This is a genomic window from Streptomyces sp. NPDC002032, assembly GCF_042890765.1.
Taxonomy (GTDB): Bacteria; Actinomycetota; Actinomycetes; order Streptomycetales; family Streptomycetaceae; genus Streptomyces.
In genome coordinates this window covers 18,857-36,258 of sequence record NZ_JBIASM010000027.1, presented here as the reverse complement: position 1 = coordinate 36,258, position 17,402 = coordinate 18,857, and the positions used below count along the sequence as shown (strand labels likewise).

Below are 17,402 nucleotides of genomic sequence, written 5' to 3'. Positions count from 1 at the left end.
CCTGCCGCCCACGCTGCCTGAATAGCCACCCCGGAGGACCTTCCATGGCGAATGAAGACAAGCTCGCCGACTACCTGAAGCGGGTCACCGTCGACCTGCGCCACACCCGCCGCCGCCTGGCCGACCTGGAGGCCCGCCAGCACGAGCCGCTGGCCGTCGTCGGCATGAGCTGCCGCTACCCGGGCGGCGTCCGGTCCCCCGAGGACCTGTGGACGCTCGTCAGCGACGCCGTCGACGCCACGTCCGAGTTCCCCACCGAACGCGGCTGGCCCCTCGGCGACCTCTTCGACCCCGACCCGGACCGGCAGGGCCACAGCTACGTGCGGCGCGGCGGCTTCCTGCACGACGCGGCGGACTTCGACGCCGACTTCTTCGGGATCTCGCCGCGCGAGGCCCTCGCGATGGACCCGCAGCAGCGGCTGCTGCTGGAGACGTCCTGGGAGGCGTTCGAGCGCGCGGGCATCGACCCGGCCTCGCTGCGCGGCAGCCGCACCGGCGTCTACGTCGGCACCAACGGCCAGGACTACGCGGCGCTGCTCGCCGACCCTCCGGAGGGCACCGAGGGCTACCGCGGCATCGGCAGCACCGGCAGCGTCATGTCCGGGCGGCTGTCCTACACCCTCGGGCTCGAAGGGCCCGCGGTGACCGTCGACACCGCCTGCTCGTCCTCCCTGGTCGCCCTGCACCTCGCCGCCCAGGCGCTGCGGGGCGGCGAGTGCGCCCTCGCCCTCGTCGGCGGCGTCTGCGTGATGTCCACCCCGCGCCGCTACGTCGAGTTCTCCCGGCAGCGCGGCCTCGCCGCCGACGGGCGCTCCAAGGCGTTCGCCGCGGACGCCGACGGCATGGGCATGTCCGAGGGCGTCGGCCTGCTCGTCCTGGAGCGGCTCTCCGACGCCGAACGCAACGGCCACCGCGTCCTCGCGGTCGTCCGCGGTACGGCCGTCAACCAGGACGGCGCCAGCAACGGACTGACCGCCCCCAACGGCCCCGCCCAGCAGCGCGTCATCGGCGCCGCGCTCGACAACGCGGGCCTCGCGCCGCAGCAGGTCGACGCGGTCGAGGCCCACGGCACCGGCACCGCCCTGGGTGATCCGATCGAGGCGGACGCCCTGCTCGCCGCCTACGGTCAGGGCCGCCCCGCGGACCAGCCCCTCTACCTCGGCTCGGTGAAGTCCAACATCGGCCACACGCAGTCCGCCGCCGGCGTCGCCAGCATCATCAAGATGGTCGAGGCGATGCGGCACGGCGTGCTGCCCAAGACCCTGCACGTCGACGAGCCGACCCCGCACGTCGACTGGTCGGCGGGGGCCGTGGAGCTGCTGGCCGAGGCCCGGGAGTGGCCGGAGACCGGCCGTCCGCGCCGGGCCGGCGTCTCCTCCTTCGGCGTCAGCGGTACCAATGCCCACGTGGTGCTGGAACAGGCCCCGGAGGCCCCTGAGGCCCCGGAGGCCCCTGAACCGGATTCCGCGGGCCGTACGGCCGTCGCTGTCGTGCCGTGGGTGCTCTCCGGCCGCACCGAGGCGGCCGTCCGGGGGCAGGCCGAGCGTCTCGCCGCGTACACGGCCGGGCGCGCCGGGCTGGAACCGGTGGACGTCGGCCTCTCGCTGGCGACGACCCGCGCCGCGATGGAGCACCGCGCCGTCGTCCTCGGCCCGGCCTTCGACGCGCCCCTGACGGCCCTCGCCGAGGGCCGCGACGTGCCCGACGCCCTACGCGGCCGGGCGACGGGCGCGGCCTCGGACGCCGTCTTCGTCTTCCCGGGGCAGGGTTCGCAGTGGGTCGGGATGGCCGTCGAACTGCTGGATTCCTCGCCGGTGTTCGCGGCGCGGATCGCGGAGTGCGAGAAGGCGCTGGCCCCGTATGTGGACTGGTCGCTGACGGAGGTGCTGCGTTCGGACGACCCGCTGGAGCGGGTGGACGTGGTCCAGCCGGTGCTGTTCGCGGTGATGGTGGCGCTGGCCGAGGTGTGGATGTCCTACGGGGTCCGGCCCGCTGCCGTCATCGGACACTCGCAGGGTGAGATCGCCGCCGCCTGTGTGGCCGGGGCCCTCTCCCTGGAGGACGCGGCGAAGGTGGTGGCCCTGCGCAGCCGGGCCATCGACGCCATCGCGGGTCTGGGCGGCATGGTCTCCGTGAGCCTGTCCGCCGCCGATACCGCCGAGCGGATCGCCGCGTCCTTCGAGGGCCGACTGGCCGTGGCCGCCGTCAACGGCCCCGCCTCCACCGTGGTGTCGGGCGACGCGGATGCCTGCGCCGAGCTCGTCACCGTCCTGTCGGCCGAGGGCGTCCGGGCCCGCCGGGTGGCCGTGGAGTACGCCTCCCACTGCGCGCACGTGGAGAAGATCGAGCCGGAACTGGCCGAACTGCTGGGCGGGCTGGAGCCCCGGGCGTCCCGCATCCCCATGTACTCGACCCTGACGGGCCGGCTGCTGGACACCACCGGGCTGGACGGCGGCTACTGGTACCGCAACCTGCGCAACACCGTCCTCTTCGAGGACGCCGTGAAGGCCGCTGTGGCCGACGGGCACCGGCTGTTCATCGAGGCCAGCCCGCATCCCGTCCTCGCCGTCGGCCTCGCCGACATGGACGTGATCGCGGTCGGCACGCTCCGCCGTGACGAAGGCGGGCCCCGCCGGGTGCTCACCTCCCTCGCCGAGGCGTGGGTGAACGGCGCCGACGTCGACTGGTCCGCGGTGTTCGACGGCACCGGCGCCCGGCCCGTCGACCTGCCCACCTACGCCTTCCAGCGCCGCCGCTACTGGCCCGAGACCGCCGGCCGCGCCGTCGGCGACCTGTCCGCCGCCGGGCTCAGCGAGTCCGCGCACCCCATGCTCGGCGCCGTCGTCACCCGGGCCGGCGGGGACGACGTGCTGTTCACCGGGCGGGTCGCCCGGGACACCCACCCGTGGCTCGCCGACCACGCCGTCGGGGGAACGGCGCTGCTGCCCGGCACCGCGTACGTCGAACTGGCGCTGCACGCGGCCCACCAGACCGGCTGCGGCCATGTCGAGGAGCTCACCCTCGAAGCGCCGATGCTCCTGCCCGCCGGAGCGGGCCTGCGGCTCCAGGTCACCGTGGCCGCCCCCGACGCGACCGGCCGGCGCGCCCTGGAACTGTATTCCCGGCCCGAGGACGACGCCCACGGCCGCCCGGCCGACTGGACCCGCCACGCCAGCGGCGTCCTCGCCCCCGGAACCCCGCAGCTCCCCGGCGGGGCCGGCGCGGACCTCGCCGTCTGGCCGCCCAGCGGCGCCGAGCCGGTCGACGTCTCCGGGATCTACGACACCTTCACGGCCCTCGGCTACGACTACGGTCCCGCCTTCCAGGGCCTGCGCCGGGCCTGGCGGCTCGGCGACGAGGTGTACGCCGACGTCGTGCTGCCCGCCGGGGCGGCCGGCGACGCCACCGCGTTCGGCATCCACCCCGCACTGCTCGACGCGGCCCTCCAGGCCCGCCGGGTGGCCCTCGGCGACGGCCCGGACGCCCCCGGCGTCCGGCTGCCCTTCGCCCTCCACGACGTCGCCCTGCACGCCGTCGGGGCCGCTGCCCTGCGGGTGCGGCTGACGCCCGCCGGACCGGACTCCGTGGCGCTGCTCGTCGCCGACGTCACCGGCGCCCCCGTCGCCTCGATCGGCACGTTCGTCTCCCGTCCGGTGCCCGAGGGCGAACTGCGCGCCGCCCACCGCGCCCGTACCGACGACGTCCACGCGCTCGCCTGGCGCGAGCTGGCCCTCCCGCCCTCCGCCGGCCCGCGGCCCACCGTGGCCGTCCTCGGCGGTGCCGGATCGCCGGCCGGCCCGGCGGGCGCCGAGACGTACCCGGATCTCGACGCCCTGCGCGCCGCCGTCAAGGACGGCCGGGCGGTGCCCGGGCTGGTGCTCGTCGACCACACCGCCGCCCCCGACGGGGCCACCACCCCCGACGGGGTGCGCGGCACCGTACGGCAGGCCCTCGCCACCGTCCAGCAGTGGCTCGGCGACGACCTCTTCGACGACGCCCGCCTGGTCTTCCTCACCCGCGGCGCCCTGGCGGCCGGCGACCACGAGGACGTCACCGACCTCACCCGCGCCGCCCTGTGGGGCATGCTCCGCTCCGCCCAGTCCGAGGCCCCCGGCCGCTTCACCCTCCTCGACCTCGACGGCACGCCCGAGTCCGCCCTCGCCCTCCTCGACGCCCTCGCCACCGGCGAACCCCAGCTCGCGCTGCGCCGCGGCGCGGCCACCGTGCCCGCGCTGGCACCCGTGGACGCCGGCGCCGCCCTGGCCGTCCCCGAAGGCACCGGAGCCTGGCGGCTCGGCACCGTACGGGAAGGCACCCTGGAGGACCTGCGGCTGCTGCCCTGCCCGGAAGCCGAAGCCCCCCTCGCGCCCCACGAAGTGCGCATCGCCGTACGCGCCGCCGGACTCAACTTCCGCGACGTCCTCATCGCCCTCGGCATGTACCCCGACGAAGCCCTCATGGGCACCGAAGGCGCCGGCGTCGTCGTCGAGACCGGCAGCGCCGTCACCGATCTCGCCCCCGGCGACCGCGTCACCGGCCTGCTCACCGGCGCCATCGGACCGCTGGCCGTCACCGACCGCAGGCGCGTCGCGCCCGTCCCGGACGGCTGGAGCTTCGCCCAGGCCGCCGCCGTACCCGTCGTCTTCCTCACCGCCTACCACGCCCTCGTCGACGTCGCACGCCTCCAGCCCGGCGAATCCGTACTGGTCCACGCCGCGGCCGGCGGCGTGGGCATGGCCGCCACCCAACTCGCCCACCACCTCGGCGCGACCGTCCACGCCACCGCGTCCCCCGCCAAGTGGGACACCCTGCGCGCCCTCGGCCTGCCCGACGCGCGCATCGCCTCCTCCCGCACCGGCGACTTCGAACAGCGCTTCGCGGACGCCGGGGACGGCCACGGCGTCGACGTCGTGCTCAACTCGCTGGCCGGCGAACTCACCGACGCCTCGCTGCGGCTGCTGCGCCCCGGCGGACGCTTCGTCGAGATCGGCAAGACCGACCTGCGCGATCCCGCCTCCCTCGCCGCCGACCACCCGGGCGTGGCCTACCACCCCCTCGACCTCGGCGACGTCGCACCGGACCGGATCCAGGCCATGCTGACCGAAGTCCTCGGCCTGTTCGCCCGCGGCCACCTCACCCACCTGCCGCTGCGCGCCTGGGACGTACGGCAGGCGCGCGACGCCTACCGCCACGTCGCCCAGGCCAAGCACGTCGGCAAGAACGTCTTCACCGTGCCCGCGCCCCTCGACCCCGACGGCACCGTCCTGATCACCGGAGGCACCGGCACCCTCGCCCGCCACCTGGCCCGCCACCTCGTCACCGAACACGGCGTACGCCACCTGCTGCTCGCCGGCCGAAGCGGCCCCCGGGCCGCCGGCGCGGCCGAGACCGCCGCCGAACTGGGCGCCCTCGGCGCCGAGGTCACCGTCGTCGCCTGCGACACCGCCGATCGCGACGCACTCGCCGCCCTCCTCGCCGCCGTACCGGCCGCACACCCCCTGACCGGCGTCGTGCACACCGCCGGCGTCCTCGACGACGGCACGCTCACCGCCCTGACCGACGGACAGGTCGACGCCGTGCTGCGGCCCAAGGCGGACGCCGCACTCCACCTGCACGAACTGACCGCAGGCCTCGACCTGTCCGCGTTCGTCCTGTTCTCCTCCATCTCCGGCACCTTCGGCGGCCTCGCCCAGGCCAACTACGCCGCCGCCAACGCCTTCCTCGACGCCCTCGCCCGCCACCGCGCCGCCCGCGGCCTGCCCGCGCTCTCCCTGGCCTGGGGCCTGTGGGCGCAAGCCAGCGGCCTCACCGGCCACCTCGGCGCCGCCGACGCCCAGCGCATGGCCCGGCGCGGCCTCGCACCCTTCACCACCGATCAGGGCCTGGCCGCCTTCGACGCCGCCCGCGCCACCGGCCTGCCCGCCCTGGTCCCCGCACGGATCGACGCCTCCGCGCTGCGCGCCGACGACCCGGCGCTGCCCGCCGTACTGCGCGAACTCGTCCGCTCCGCGACCTCCAGCGGCCGACCGCGCACCGCCGCACAGCCGACCACCATCCCCCTCGACCCCGCCGCTGACCTGCAAGAACGCCTCGCCCGACTGACCGATACCGAACGCGGCCGGGTCCTCACCTCCCTCGTCTGCGGACAGGCCGCCGTCGTCCTCGGACACAGCGACCCGGCCGCCATCGAACCCACACGAGGATTCCTCGACCTCGGATTCGATTCACTGACCGCTGTGGAATTCCGCAACCGCCTCAACGCAGCCACCGGACTGCGCCTCTCCGCCACGCTCGTCTTCGACCACCCCACCCCCGCCCACCTGGCCGACCATCTGCACACCCGGCTGGCACCGGACGGGGCGGGCCCGGCGGACGGGACCGACGCCGTGGAAGCCGAGCTGGAACGACTGGAAGCGATGCTGCTCCCGCTCGACGCGGCGGACGAGGCCTCCCACAAGATCACCGCGCGCCTGGAGACCCTGCTCTTCAAATGGCGCGACAAGCACGGCGCCGGGACGGCCACGTCCCTCGTCGAGGACGCGATCGAAACCGCCAGCGACGACGAGATCTTCGACCTGATCGACGAAGAACTCGGACTGTCCTGACGGGACCGCGCCGCACCGGACGCACACACGCCCCCGGGAACCCGCCGCCACGCGCGCGGCCCCGGGGGCGGCTCCCGTCGACCGCCGCGACGGGCTCGACGAAGCGATGGGTTGGATGAAGATGGACAACGAAGCGAAACTCCGCGACTACCTCAAGCGCGTCACCACCGACCTGCGGCGCACCCGACAGCGGCTCCGCGACATCGAGGCCGCCGAGCGGGAACCCATCGCCATCGTCGGGATGAGCTGCCGCTTCCCCGGCGGCGTACGCACCCCCGAGGGCCTGTGGACGCTGCTCGACGCGGGCACCGACGCCATCGCGCCCTTCCCCGACGACCGCGGCTGGGACCTGGCGGAGCTGTACGACCCCGAGCAGGCCCGGACCGGTACCAGTTACGCGCGCGAGGGCGGCTTCGTCGACGGCGTCGCCGACTTCGACCCGGAGTTCTTCGGCATCTCCCCGCGCGAGGCCCTCGCCATGGACCCGCAGCAGCGGCTGCTGCTGGAGACCGCCTGGGAGGTCTTCGAACGGGCCGGGATCGACGTGTCCGGCCTGCGCGGCACCCGTACCGGCGTGTTCGTCGGCGCGGGCGCCGAGAACTACGACGGCCGCCTGCGCAACGCCGGCGGGGGCATCGAGGGCCACGTCCTCACCGGAAACGCCGCCAGCCTGATATCCGGCCGCGTCTCCTACACGCTCGGCCTCGTCGGCCCCGCCGTCACGGTGGGCACCGCCTGCTCCTCCTCCCTCGTCGCCCTCCACCTCGCCGTCCAGGCCATCCGGCAGGGCGACTGCTCGCTGGCCGTCGCGGGCGGCGTCACCGTCATGTCGACCCCTCGGCTGTTCACCGAGTTCAGCCGCCAGCAGGGCCTCGCCCGCGACGGCCGGTGCAAGGCGTTCTCCGCCGACGCCGACGGCGCGGGCTTCTCCGACGGCGTCGGCCTGCTGCTCGTCGAGCGCCTCTCCGACGCCCGACGGCTCGGCCATCCCGTCCTCGCCGTCGTGCGCGGCTCCGCCGTCAACCAGGACGGTGCGAGCAGCGGCCTCACCGCCCCGAACGGACCGTCGCAGCAGAGCGTCATCCGCCAGGCCCTCGACAACGCCCGGCTGCTTCCGGGTGACGTCGACGCGGTGGAGGCCCACGGCACCGGCACGAAGCTGGGCGACCCGATCGAGGCGCAGGCGCTGCTGGCCACGTACGGGCAGGGCCGCGCCGACGCGGAGCCGCTGTGGCTCGGCTCGCTCAAGTCGAACATCGGGCACACCCAGTGCGCGGCCGGCGTCGCGGGCGTGATCAAGATGGTCGAGGCCATGCGCCACGGCTCGCTTCCCCGCACCCTGCACGCCGACCGGCCGTCCCCCCACGTCGACTGGACGGAGGGCGCGGTCGAGCTGCTGACCGAGGCGCGGGACTGGCCGGAGACGGGACACCCGCGCCGGGCGGGCGTCTCGTCGTTCGGCATCAGCGGTACGAACGCCCACGTCATCCTGGAGCAGGCCCCTGCCGAGGAGCCCGCCGTGGAGTCTGCGGAGGGGGATGGCGAGGGGGAGCCGGCTGGTGCGGCTGGTGCGGCTGGTTCGGTTGGTGCGGCTGGTGCGGATGTGGTGCTGCCGGTGGTGCCGTGGGTGGTGTCGGGTCGTTCGGTGGAGGCGTTGGGTGCGCAGGCCGGTCGGCTGGGGTCGTTCCTGGGGTCGTCGTTGCCGGGTGTGGATCCGGTGGATGTGGGTTTTTCGTTGGCTACGACGCGTGCGGTGTTCGAGCACCGTGCGGTGGTGGTGGGGGGTGAGCGTGGTGCGGCGCTGGAGGCGCTGGCGCGCGGTGAGTCGGTGCCGGGTGTGGTGCGTGGTGCGGTGGTCCCGGGTCTGACGGGGTTCCTGTTCACGGGGCAGGGTGCGCAGCGGGCGGGGATGGGGCGTGAGTTGTATGCGGCCTTCCCGGTGTTCGCGCAGGCGCTGGATGCGGTGTGTGCGGCGATCGATCCGGAGCTGGGGCGGTCGCTGCGGGAGGTGATGTTCGCGGAGGGCTCTGGCGGGGAGTTGGACCGTACGGAGTTCACGCAGCCGGCGTTGTTTGCCATCGAGGTGGCGTTGTTCCGGCTGGTGGAGAGCTGGGGTGTGAAGCCCGATTATCTGCTCGGGCACTCCATTGGTGAGATTGCTGCTGCGCATGTGGCGGGTGTGTTCTCGCTGGCTGATGCGGCGCGGCTGGTCGTGGCGCGTGGCCGGCTGATGCAGGCGCTGCCTGCCGGTGGCGCGATGGTGTCCGTGCGTGCGGCTGAGGCGGAGGTGGCCGAGCTGGTCGCCGCGTACGAGGGCGTGAGCATCGCGGCGGTGAACGGCCCGCAGTCTGTGGTGATTTCCGGTGCGGCCGATGCCGTGAGTGAGATCGCGGGTGTTCTCGGCGAGCGCGGGGTGAAGACCAAGCAGCTCACGGTGAGCCATGCGTTCCACTCGCCGTTGATGGATCCGATGCTGGATGCGTTCCGGTCGGTGCTGGGGTCTGTTGAGTTCGCGGCGCCGTCGATCCCCGTCGTCTCGAACCTGACGGGTGCGGTCGCTTCGGCGGAGGAGCTGTGCGCGCCGGAGTACTGGGTGCGGCACGTCCGTGAGGCTGTGCGCTTTGCGGAGGGGGTTGGCACCCTGCGTGGGGAGGGTGTGACCCGGTTCGTGGAGCTGGGCCCGGATGGCGTGCTGTCGGCGATGGGTGCCGAGTGTGTCGAGGGTGCGGTGTTCGTGCCGGTGCTGCGCAAGGGCCGGGACGAGGCGCAGGCGGCTGTTGCCGGGGTGGGGCAGGCGTTCGCGTTCGGGGTGCCGGTGGACTGGGCGGCGTACTTCGCCGGGACCGGTGCGCGGCGCGTCGAGCTGCCGACGTACGCCTTCCAGTACCAGCGCTACTGGCCGAAGCAGGCGCCCGAGGCTGCGGCGGACGCGGGCGGGCTCGGCCTCCAGGCGGCGGACCACCCGCTGCTCGGCGCCGCCGTGGCCCTCGCCCACGCCGACGACACCGTCCTCACGAGCCGTCTGTCCCTGCGCGCTCACCCGTGGCTCGCTGACCACCGCGTGCTGGGCGCTGCGGTCCTGCCGGGTACGACGTTCGTGGAGCTGGCCGTCCGGGCCGGTGACCAGGTTGGTTGTGGTCGGCTGGTGGAGCTGACGATCGAGGTGCCTTTGGTGCTGCCGGAGTCCGGTGGTGTGCAGGTGCAGGTTGTCGTGGGTGCTGCGGATGAGGCCGGTCTGCGGTCGGTGGACTTCTTCTCGCGTGCCGATTCGGGGGAGCACGACGGCCCGTGGACGCGGAACGCTTCAGGCGCTCTGAGCGCCGAGGCGGGTGTGGCCGCGTTCTCGCAGGCGGTGTGGCCGCCCGCGGACGCCGTACCCGTCGACGTGGACGGCTTCTACGACGAATCCGGGGCCGTCGAGCACGGGCCCGCCTTCCAGGGTCTGCGGGCGGCGTGGCGATGCGGCGACGAGGTGTTCGCCGAGGTTGAGCTCCCGGAGGACGCGTCCGAGGAGGCCGCGCTGTACGGCGTCCACCCGGCGCTGCTGGACGCCGCGCTGCATGCGCTGCGTTTCGGCGGCCTGGGCGACGAGTCCGTCCGCGGACGTCTGCCGTTCGCCTGGTCGGGCGTGTCCCTGCACGCCGCGGGCGCCTCTCAGCTGCGCGTACGCCTCAGCCCGGCGAGCCCGGGAGCGGTGCGGGTGGAGGTCGCGGACGCGGCCGGTGACGCCGTGCTGTCGGTGGACTCCCTCGCGCTGCGCCCGGTCGACGGCCGGATCACTGCGCCCGGCGGTACGGACTCCCTGTACCGGCTGGAGTGGACGCCGGTGGAGATTGCCCCGGTCGAGGGTGACGGCGGCGCGGTCGTCGTCGATCTGGCCTCGTCCGGCGGAGAGAGCGTGCCCCAGGCTGCGTTGGCCGTGGCCTCGCGGGCCTTGGAGCTGGTGCAGGGCTGGGCTGATGAGGACCGGACGCTGGTTCTGGTCACGTGTGGTGCTGTTGCCACGGGTGAGCTGGATGTTGCTGATGTGGCGGCGTCTGTGGTGTGGGGTCTGGTGCGTTCCGCGCAGTCGGAGGGTGCCGGCCGCTTCGTTCTGGTGGATGTGGAGGAGCGTGCGGCGCTGACGCCGGAGGTGGTCGCTTCGGTGGTTGCCTCGGGTGAGCCGCAGGTGGCCCTGCGGGGTGGCCGGGTGTTGGTGCCCCGTCTCGTCCGGGCGTCGCAGGGCATGCCGGTGGCTGGTGCTTTCGGTGCTGGTCCGGTGCTGGTGACGGGTGGTACGGGTGGTCTGGGTGCGGTGGTGGCGCGGCATCTGGTGACCGTGCACGGGGTGCGGGGGCTGGTGCTGGTGAGCCGGCGTGGTGCGGCTGCGCCGGGTGCCGAGGCGCTGCGGGGTGAGCTGGAGGCGCTGGGCGCGGCGGTGACCGTCGCGGCGTGTGACGTTGCCGACCGGGAGGCGCTGGCCGCTCTGCTGGCTGCCCATCCGGTCAAGGGTGTCGTCCATGCGGCGGGTGTGGTGGACGACGGCACCATCGCCTCGCTGACCCCCGACCGGCTGGCATCCGTACTGCGGGCCAAGGTCGATGCGGCCTGGCACCTCCACGAGCTGACCGCCGGCCAGGATCTGGACGCGTTCGTGCTGTTCTCGTCCGCCGCCGGTGTGCTCGGCAGCGCGGGCCAGGGCAATTACGCGGCCGCGAATGCCTTCCTGGACGCCCTCGCCGCCCACCGCCACCAGCTCGGCCTTCCCGCCACCTCCCTGGCCTGGGGCCTGTGGGAGGAGACGGCCGGCATGGGCGCCGCCCTCGGCAGCGCCGAGGTGGACCGCATCCACCGGGCCGGGATCCTCCCGCTAGCGGTGGGAGAGGGGCTCGCGCTCCTCGACGCGGGTACGGGCAGCGGGGAACCGGCCCTCGTACCGATGCGCCTCGACCTCACGGCACTGCGCGGGCGCGCGGACCGGGGCACGCTGCCGGTGGTCCTCGAACGCCTCGCGCAGCAGGCCGGCCGCCGCACCCGCCGGGCGCGCTCCCGGGCCGCCGACGCCGACTTCGCCCGCACCCTGGCCGGGCTCGCGGCTCCGGAACGGCAGCGCGTCGTCCTCGACCTCGTACGCTCCGCAGCGGCCGGCGTGCTCGGGCACGCGCCCGAGAAGATGTCCCACGAGCGGGCCTTCAGCGCGCTCGGCTTCGACTCCCTGACGGCGATCGACCTGCGCAACCGGCTCAACGCGGCCACCGGGCTGCGCCTCCCGGCCACGCTGGTCTTCGACTACCCCACCCCGCAGGCGCTCGCCGACTTCATCGGCGCCCAACTCGTTGACGAGGACGACAACGACCCGGCCCTGGCCCCGACCCCGGCCTCGACCACCGTGCGCTCCCCGGACGACGAGCCGATCGCGATCGTCGGCATGGGCTGCCGCTACCCGGGCGGCGTCCGGTCCCCCGAGGACCTGTGGGGCATGCTCCTCGCCGGGGACGACGGGATCTCACCGTTCCCGCAGGACCGCGGCTGGCGGCTCGACGGGCTCTTCGACGCCGATCCCGACCGACGCGGCACCTCCTACGTCCAGGAGGGCGGCTTCCTGCACGAGGCGGGCCAGTTCGACGCGGGCTTCTTCGGGATCTCGCCGCGCGAGGCCCTGGCCATGGACCCCCAGCAGCGGCTGCTGCTGGAAACGTCCTGGGAGGCCGTGCAGCGTGCGGGCATCGACCCCACCGCCCTGCGCGGCAGTGCCACCGGGGTCTTCGCCGGCCTCATGTACCACGACTACGCGGGCCGTCTCCAGAGCGTCCCCGAAGGGGTGGAGGGCTACCTCGGCACCGGCAACTCGGGCAGCGTGCTGTCCGGCCGCGTCTCGTACGCCCTCGGCCTGGAGGGTCCGGCGGTGACCGTCGACACGGCCTGCTCGTCCTCGCTGGTGGCCCTGCACTGGGCCGCCCAGGCGCTGCGCGGCGGCGAGTGCACGATGGCCCTCGCAGGCGGCGTCACCGTCATGGGGTCGCCCGCCACGTTCGTGGAGTTCAGCAAGCAGCGCGGGCTCGCCGCCGACGGCCGCTGCAAGTCCTTCGCGGCGGCCGCGGACGGCACGGGCTGGTCCGAGGGCGTCGGCGTCCTCGTCCTGGAACGGCTGTCGGACGCACGGCGCAACGGACACCAGGTCCTCGCGGTGGTCCGCGGCTCCGCGATCAACCAGGACGGCGCCAGCAACGGACTCACCGCCCCCAACGGTCCGGCCCAGCAGCGCGTCATCCGCCAGGCCCTGGCGGGCGCCGGCCTGACCGCCGCCGACGTCGACGCGGTCGAGGCGCACGGCACGGGTACCAAGCTCGGCGACCCGATCGAAGCGCAGGCGCTGCTGGCCACGTATGGGCAGGAGCGCGACGGAGACGAGCCGCTGTGGCTCGGCTCGCTCAAGTCGAACCTCGGCCACACGCAGGCCGCGGCCGGTGTCGGCGGCGTGATCAAGATGGTGATGGCGATGCGGCACGGGGTGCTGCCGCGCACCCTGCACGTGGACGAGCCGTCCCCGCAGATCGACTGGGAGGCGGGCGCTGTCGAGCTGCTGACCGAGGCCCGGGACTGGCCGCAGGGCGACCGTCCGCGTCGGGCCGGCGTCTCCTCGTTCGGCATCAGCGGCACGAACGCCCACGTCATCCTCGAAGAGGCCGGCGCGGAGCAGGGGCAGGGGTGGGAGGCGGACCGGCCCTCGGCCGGAGGCACCGTACGACTGTCCCGGATTCCGCTGGTCCTGTCCGCCAAGACGGTTTCCGCCCTGCCGCTTCAGGCCGACGCCCTCCTCGCGCACATGGACGCCCGTCCCGACGCCCACCCGCTCGACCTCGCCCGTTCCACCGCCGCCGTCGGCTCCTCGCTGGAGCACCGCGCGGTGGTGCTCGCCACCGACCGCGCCGAGGCGCTCGCCGGGTTGCGCGCGCTCGCGCGCGGCGAGACGGCGGAGCACACGCTCGCCGGCCGCGCGGAGCCGGGCTCCGTGGCCTTCCTGTTCACGGGGCAGGGTGCGCAGCGGACGGGGATGGGACGCGAGCTGTACGACGCGTTCCCGGTGTTCGCGGGGGCGTTGGATGCGGTGTGTGCGGCTGTGGATGCGGAGTGGGGGCGGTCGCTGCGGGAGGTGATGTTCGCGGAGGGCTCTGGCGGGGAGTTGGACCGTACGGAGTTCACGCAGCCTGCGTTGTTCGCCATCGAGGTGGCGTTGTTCCGGCTGGTGGAGAGCTGGGGTGTGAAGCCCGATTATCTGCTCGGGCACTCCATTGGTGAGATTGCTGCGGCGCATGTGGCTGGTGTGTTCTCGCTGGCTGATGCGGCGCGGCTGGTCGTGGCCCGTGGGCGGCTGATGCAGGCGCTGCCCGCCGGTGGCGCGATGGTGTCCGTGCGAGCCGCTGAGGCAGAGGTGGCCGAGCTGGTCGCCTCGTACGCAGGCGTGAGCATCGCTGCTGTCAACGGACCTGCGTCCGTGGTGGTTTCGGGCACGGCCGATGCCGTGAGCGAGATCGCGGACGTGCTCGCCGGGCGCGGGGTGAAGACCAAGCGGCTGACCGTGAGCCATGCCTTCCACTCGCCGCTGATGGATCCGATGCTGGACGAGTTCCGGGCGGTGCTGGATGCCGTTGAGTTCGCGGCGCCGTCGATCTCCGTCGTTTCGAACCTGACGGGTGCTGTCGCTTCGGCGGAGGAGCTGTGTTCGGCGGAGTACTGGGTGCGTCACGTCCGGGAGGCGGTCCGGTTCGCCGACGGGGTCGCCGCCCTGGCAGCCCAGGGCGTGACCCGGTTCATCGAGCTCGGCCCGGATGGCGTGCTGTCCGCGATGGGCGCCGACTGCGTCGACGGCGCAGTGTTCGTCCCCGTGCTCCGCAAGGACCGGGACGAGGCGGAGGCCTCGGTCGCCGCGCTGGGACGGGCCTACGCGTACGGGGTGGCCGTGGACTGGGAGGCCTTCTTCGCCGGGACCGGTGCGCGCCGCGTCGACGTCCCGACGTACGCCTTCCAGCACCAGCACTACTGGCTGCGGTCCACCACCGGCGCCGCCGATGCCACCGGCCTGGGCCTGCGCCCGGCCGAACACCCGCTGCTGGGTGCGGCGGTGGAGCTGGCCGGGGGCGGGGACGTGTTCACGGCCCGGCTGGGCCTGGACACGCACCCGTGGCTGGCGGGGCACGCGGTACGCGGCACCGTCATCCTGCCGGGTACGGCCTTCGTGGAGCTCGCCCTGCACGCCGGTGAGCGGCTCGGCTGCGACACCCTCGACGAGTTGACGCTGAGCACGCCCCTGGTCCTGCCCGAGCGCAACGGCGTGTCGGTGCAGCTGGTGGTGGGCGCGGCCGACGACGAGGGACGCCGCCCGGTGACCTTCCACGCGCGGGTCGACGGCGCGGACGACGGAGCGTGGAGCACGCACGCGACGGGCACCCTCGTGCCCGGCGCCGCGGTGCCCGCCGCCGGTCCGACCGCCTGGCCGCCGCAGGACGCCCAGGAGCTGTCCCTCGACGGGCTGTACGAGGAGATGGCGGACGGCGGGTTCGCGTACGGCCCGCTGTTCCAGGGGCTGGAGGCGGTGTGGCGTTCCGGTGACGAGGTGTTCGCGGAAGTGGCCCTGCCGCAGGACGCGGCGGGGGAGGCGGGCCGCTTCGGTCTGCACCCGGCGCTGCTCGATGCCGCGCTGCACGCCCTGGGCGTGGGCGGGCTCCTGCCGGAGGGGGCGGGCGGCCATCTGCCCTTCGCCTGGTCGGGGGTGACGCTGCACGCCTCCGGTGCCGCGCGGTTGCGGGTGCGCCTGAGCCGTACCGAGACGGGTGCGGTGTCGCTCGCCGTCGCGGACGCGGCCGGGGGTGCGGTGCTGTCGGTGGACTCGCTGGTGCTGCGCCCGGTCGACGGCCCGGTGGCCGCCTCCGGCGGTGCGGAATCCCTGTACCGGCTGGAGTGGACGCCGGCCCCCATGACGCCGACCGAGGGCGGCGGCGGTGACGCCGGTGACGGCGGCTCCGTCGTCGTCGATCTGGCCTCGTCCGGCGAGGAGAGCGTGCCGCAGGCCGCCTTCGGACTGGCCTCCCGGGCCCTGGAGCTGGTGCAGGGCTGGGGCGGCGATGAGGACCGGACGCTGGTTCTCGTGACGCGCGGTGCTGTTGCTGCCGGTGGCGAGACGGACGTCGCCGACGTGGCGGCGTCCGTGGTGTGGGGTCTGGTGCGGTCCGCCCAGTCGGAGGGCGCGGGCCGGTTCGTGCTGGTCGATGTGGACGAGCGTGCTGCCCTGACGCCGGAGGTGGTCGCTTCGGTGATCGCCTCGGGCGAGCCGCAGGTGGCCCTGCGCGGAGGCCGGGTGCTGGTGCCCCGTCTCGTCCGGGCCTCGCAGGTCATGCCGCCGGAGGCTGGTGCTTTCGGCGCCGGTCCGGTGCTGGTCACTGGTGGTACGGGTGGTCTCGGTGCGGTGGTGGCCCGGCACCTGGTGACGGCGCACGGGGTGCGGGAGCTGGTGCTGGCGAGCCGGCGCGGTCCGGCTGCGCCGGGTGCCGAGGCGCTGCGCGGCGCACTGGAGGCGCTGGGCGCGTCCGTGACCGTCGCGGCGTGTGACGTCGCCGACCGGGAGGCGCTGGCGGCTCTGCTGGCCGCCCATCCCGTCCAGGGGATCGTGCACGCCGCCGGTGTGGTGGACGACGCCCTGATCGCCTCGCTGACCCCCGACCGGCTGGCGAGCGTCCTGCGGGCCAAGGCCGACGCGGCCTGGCACCTGCACGACCTCACCCAGGACCTCGACCTGAAGCCCGATGCCTTCGTGCTGTTCTCCTCCGTCGCCGGTGTGCTCGGCAGCGCGGGCCAGGCCAACTACGCCGCGGCCAACGCGTTCCTCGACGCCCTCGCCGCACACCGGCACCAGCTCGGCCTCCCCGCCACCTCCCTGGCCTGGGGGCTGTGGGAGGAGACCGCCGGCATGGGCGCCGGTCTCACCCCGGCCGACCTCGACCGCATCCAGCGCGCCGGGATCGCGCCGCTGACGGTGGACGAGGGGCTCGCGCTCCTCGACACCGGCGCCGGCAGCGGCGAGCCGGCCCTCGTGCCGGTCCGCCTCGACCTCGCGGCACTGCGCGGGCGCGCCGCCCGCGGCACCCTCCCCGCCGTCCACCGGCGGCTGGTCCGCGGCACCCCGGCGCGCAGGACGGCGTCCTCCGCACAGGCCGCACCGGACCGGGCGGACGGGCTGCGCCGGCGCCTCGCCGGCCTCCCGGAGGACGGCAGGCGGGCGGCGGTGACCGAGCTCGTACGGGCGGCCGTCGCGAGCGTGCTGGGCCACGCCTCCGCCGCCGGCTTCGAGGACCGTCAGGCGTTCACCGAGCTCGGCTTCGACTCGCTGACCGCCGTGGAACTGCGCAACCGGCTCAACGCCGAGACCGGCCTGCGCCTCTCCGCGACGCTGGTCTTCGACCACCCGACCCTCGGCCACCTCGTCGAGCACCTCCATTCGGGCCTCGCCCCCGAGGCCGACGGCGCCGCCGCCATCCTCGGCGAGCTGGACCGGCTGGAGGCCGCCTTCGCGGCCATGGCGCCGGAGACCGTGGCGGCGCTCGTCCCCGACGACGCGGCGCAGACGGTGTTCGCCACCCGTCTCAAGGGGCTGGTGGGGAAGTGGGCCGACGCGTACGCGGCCCACGAGGCGGGCCCGGCCGCCACCGACGCGGGCGACGGGAACGAGGAGTCCGTCTCGGAGGAACTGGAATCCGCCTCCGACGACGAGCTCTTCGCCTTCATCGACCAGCGGTTCGGCGCCTCCTGACGGTACGGCCCGGC

At 74.5% G+C, this 17,402-nt stretch carries 2 protein-coding genes; both read left to right on the top strand.

Translation table 11 applies throughout. From position 1 onward, the window contains the following. Positions 1-44 precede the first annotated feature (44 nt). A complete protein-coding gene (locus tag ACFYYT_RS34520) occupies positions 45-6,605 on the top strand; it encodes a type I polyketide synthase (protein WP_351820768.1) in 6,561 nt (2,186 codons plus the stop codon). 121 nt (positions 6,606-6,726) lie between these two features. Beyond that, positions 6,727-17,388 carry an SDR family NAD(P)-dependent oxidoreductase gene (locus ACFYYT_RS34515; protein WP_351820771.1) on the top strand — a complete coding sequence of 3,554 codons (10,662 nt, stop codon included), beginning with the start codon at positions 6,727-6,729 and terminating at the stop codon, positions 17,386-17,388. The last annotated feature ends 14 nt before the right edge of the window (positions 17,389-17,402 follow it).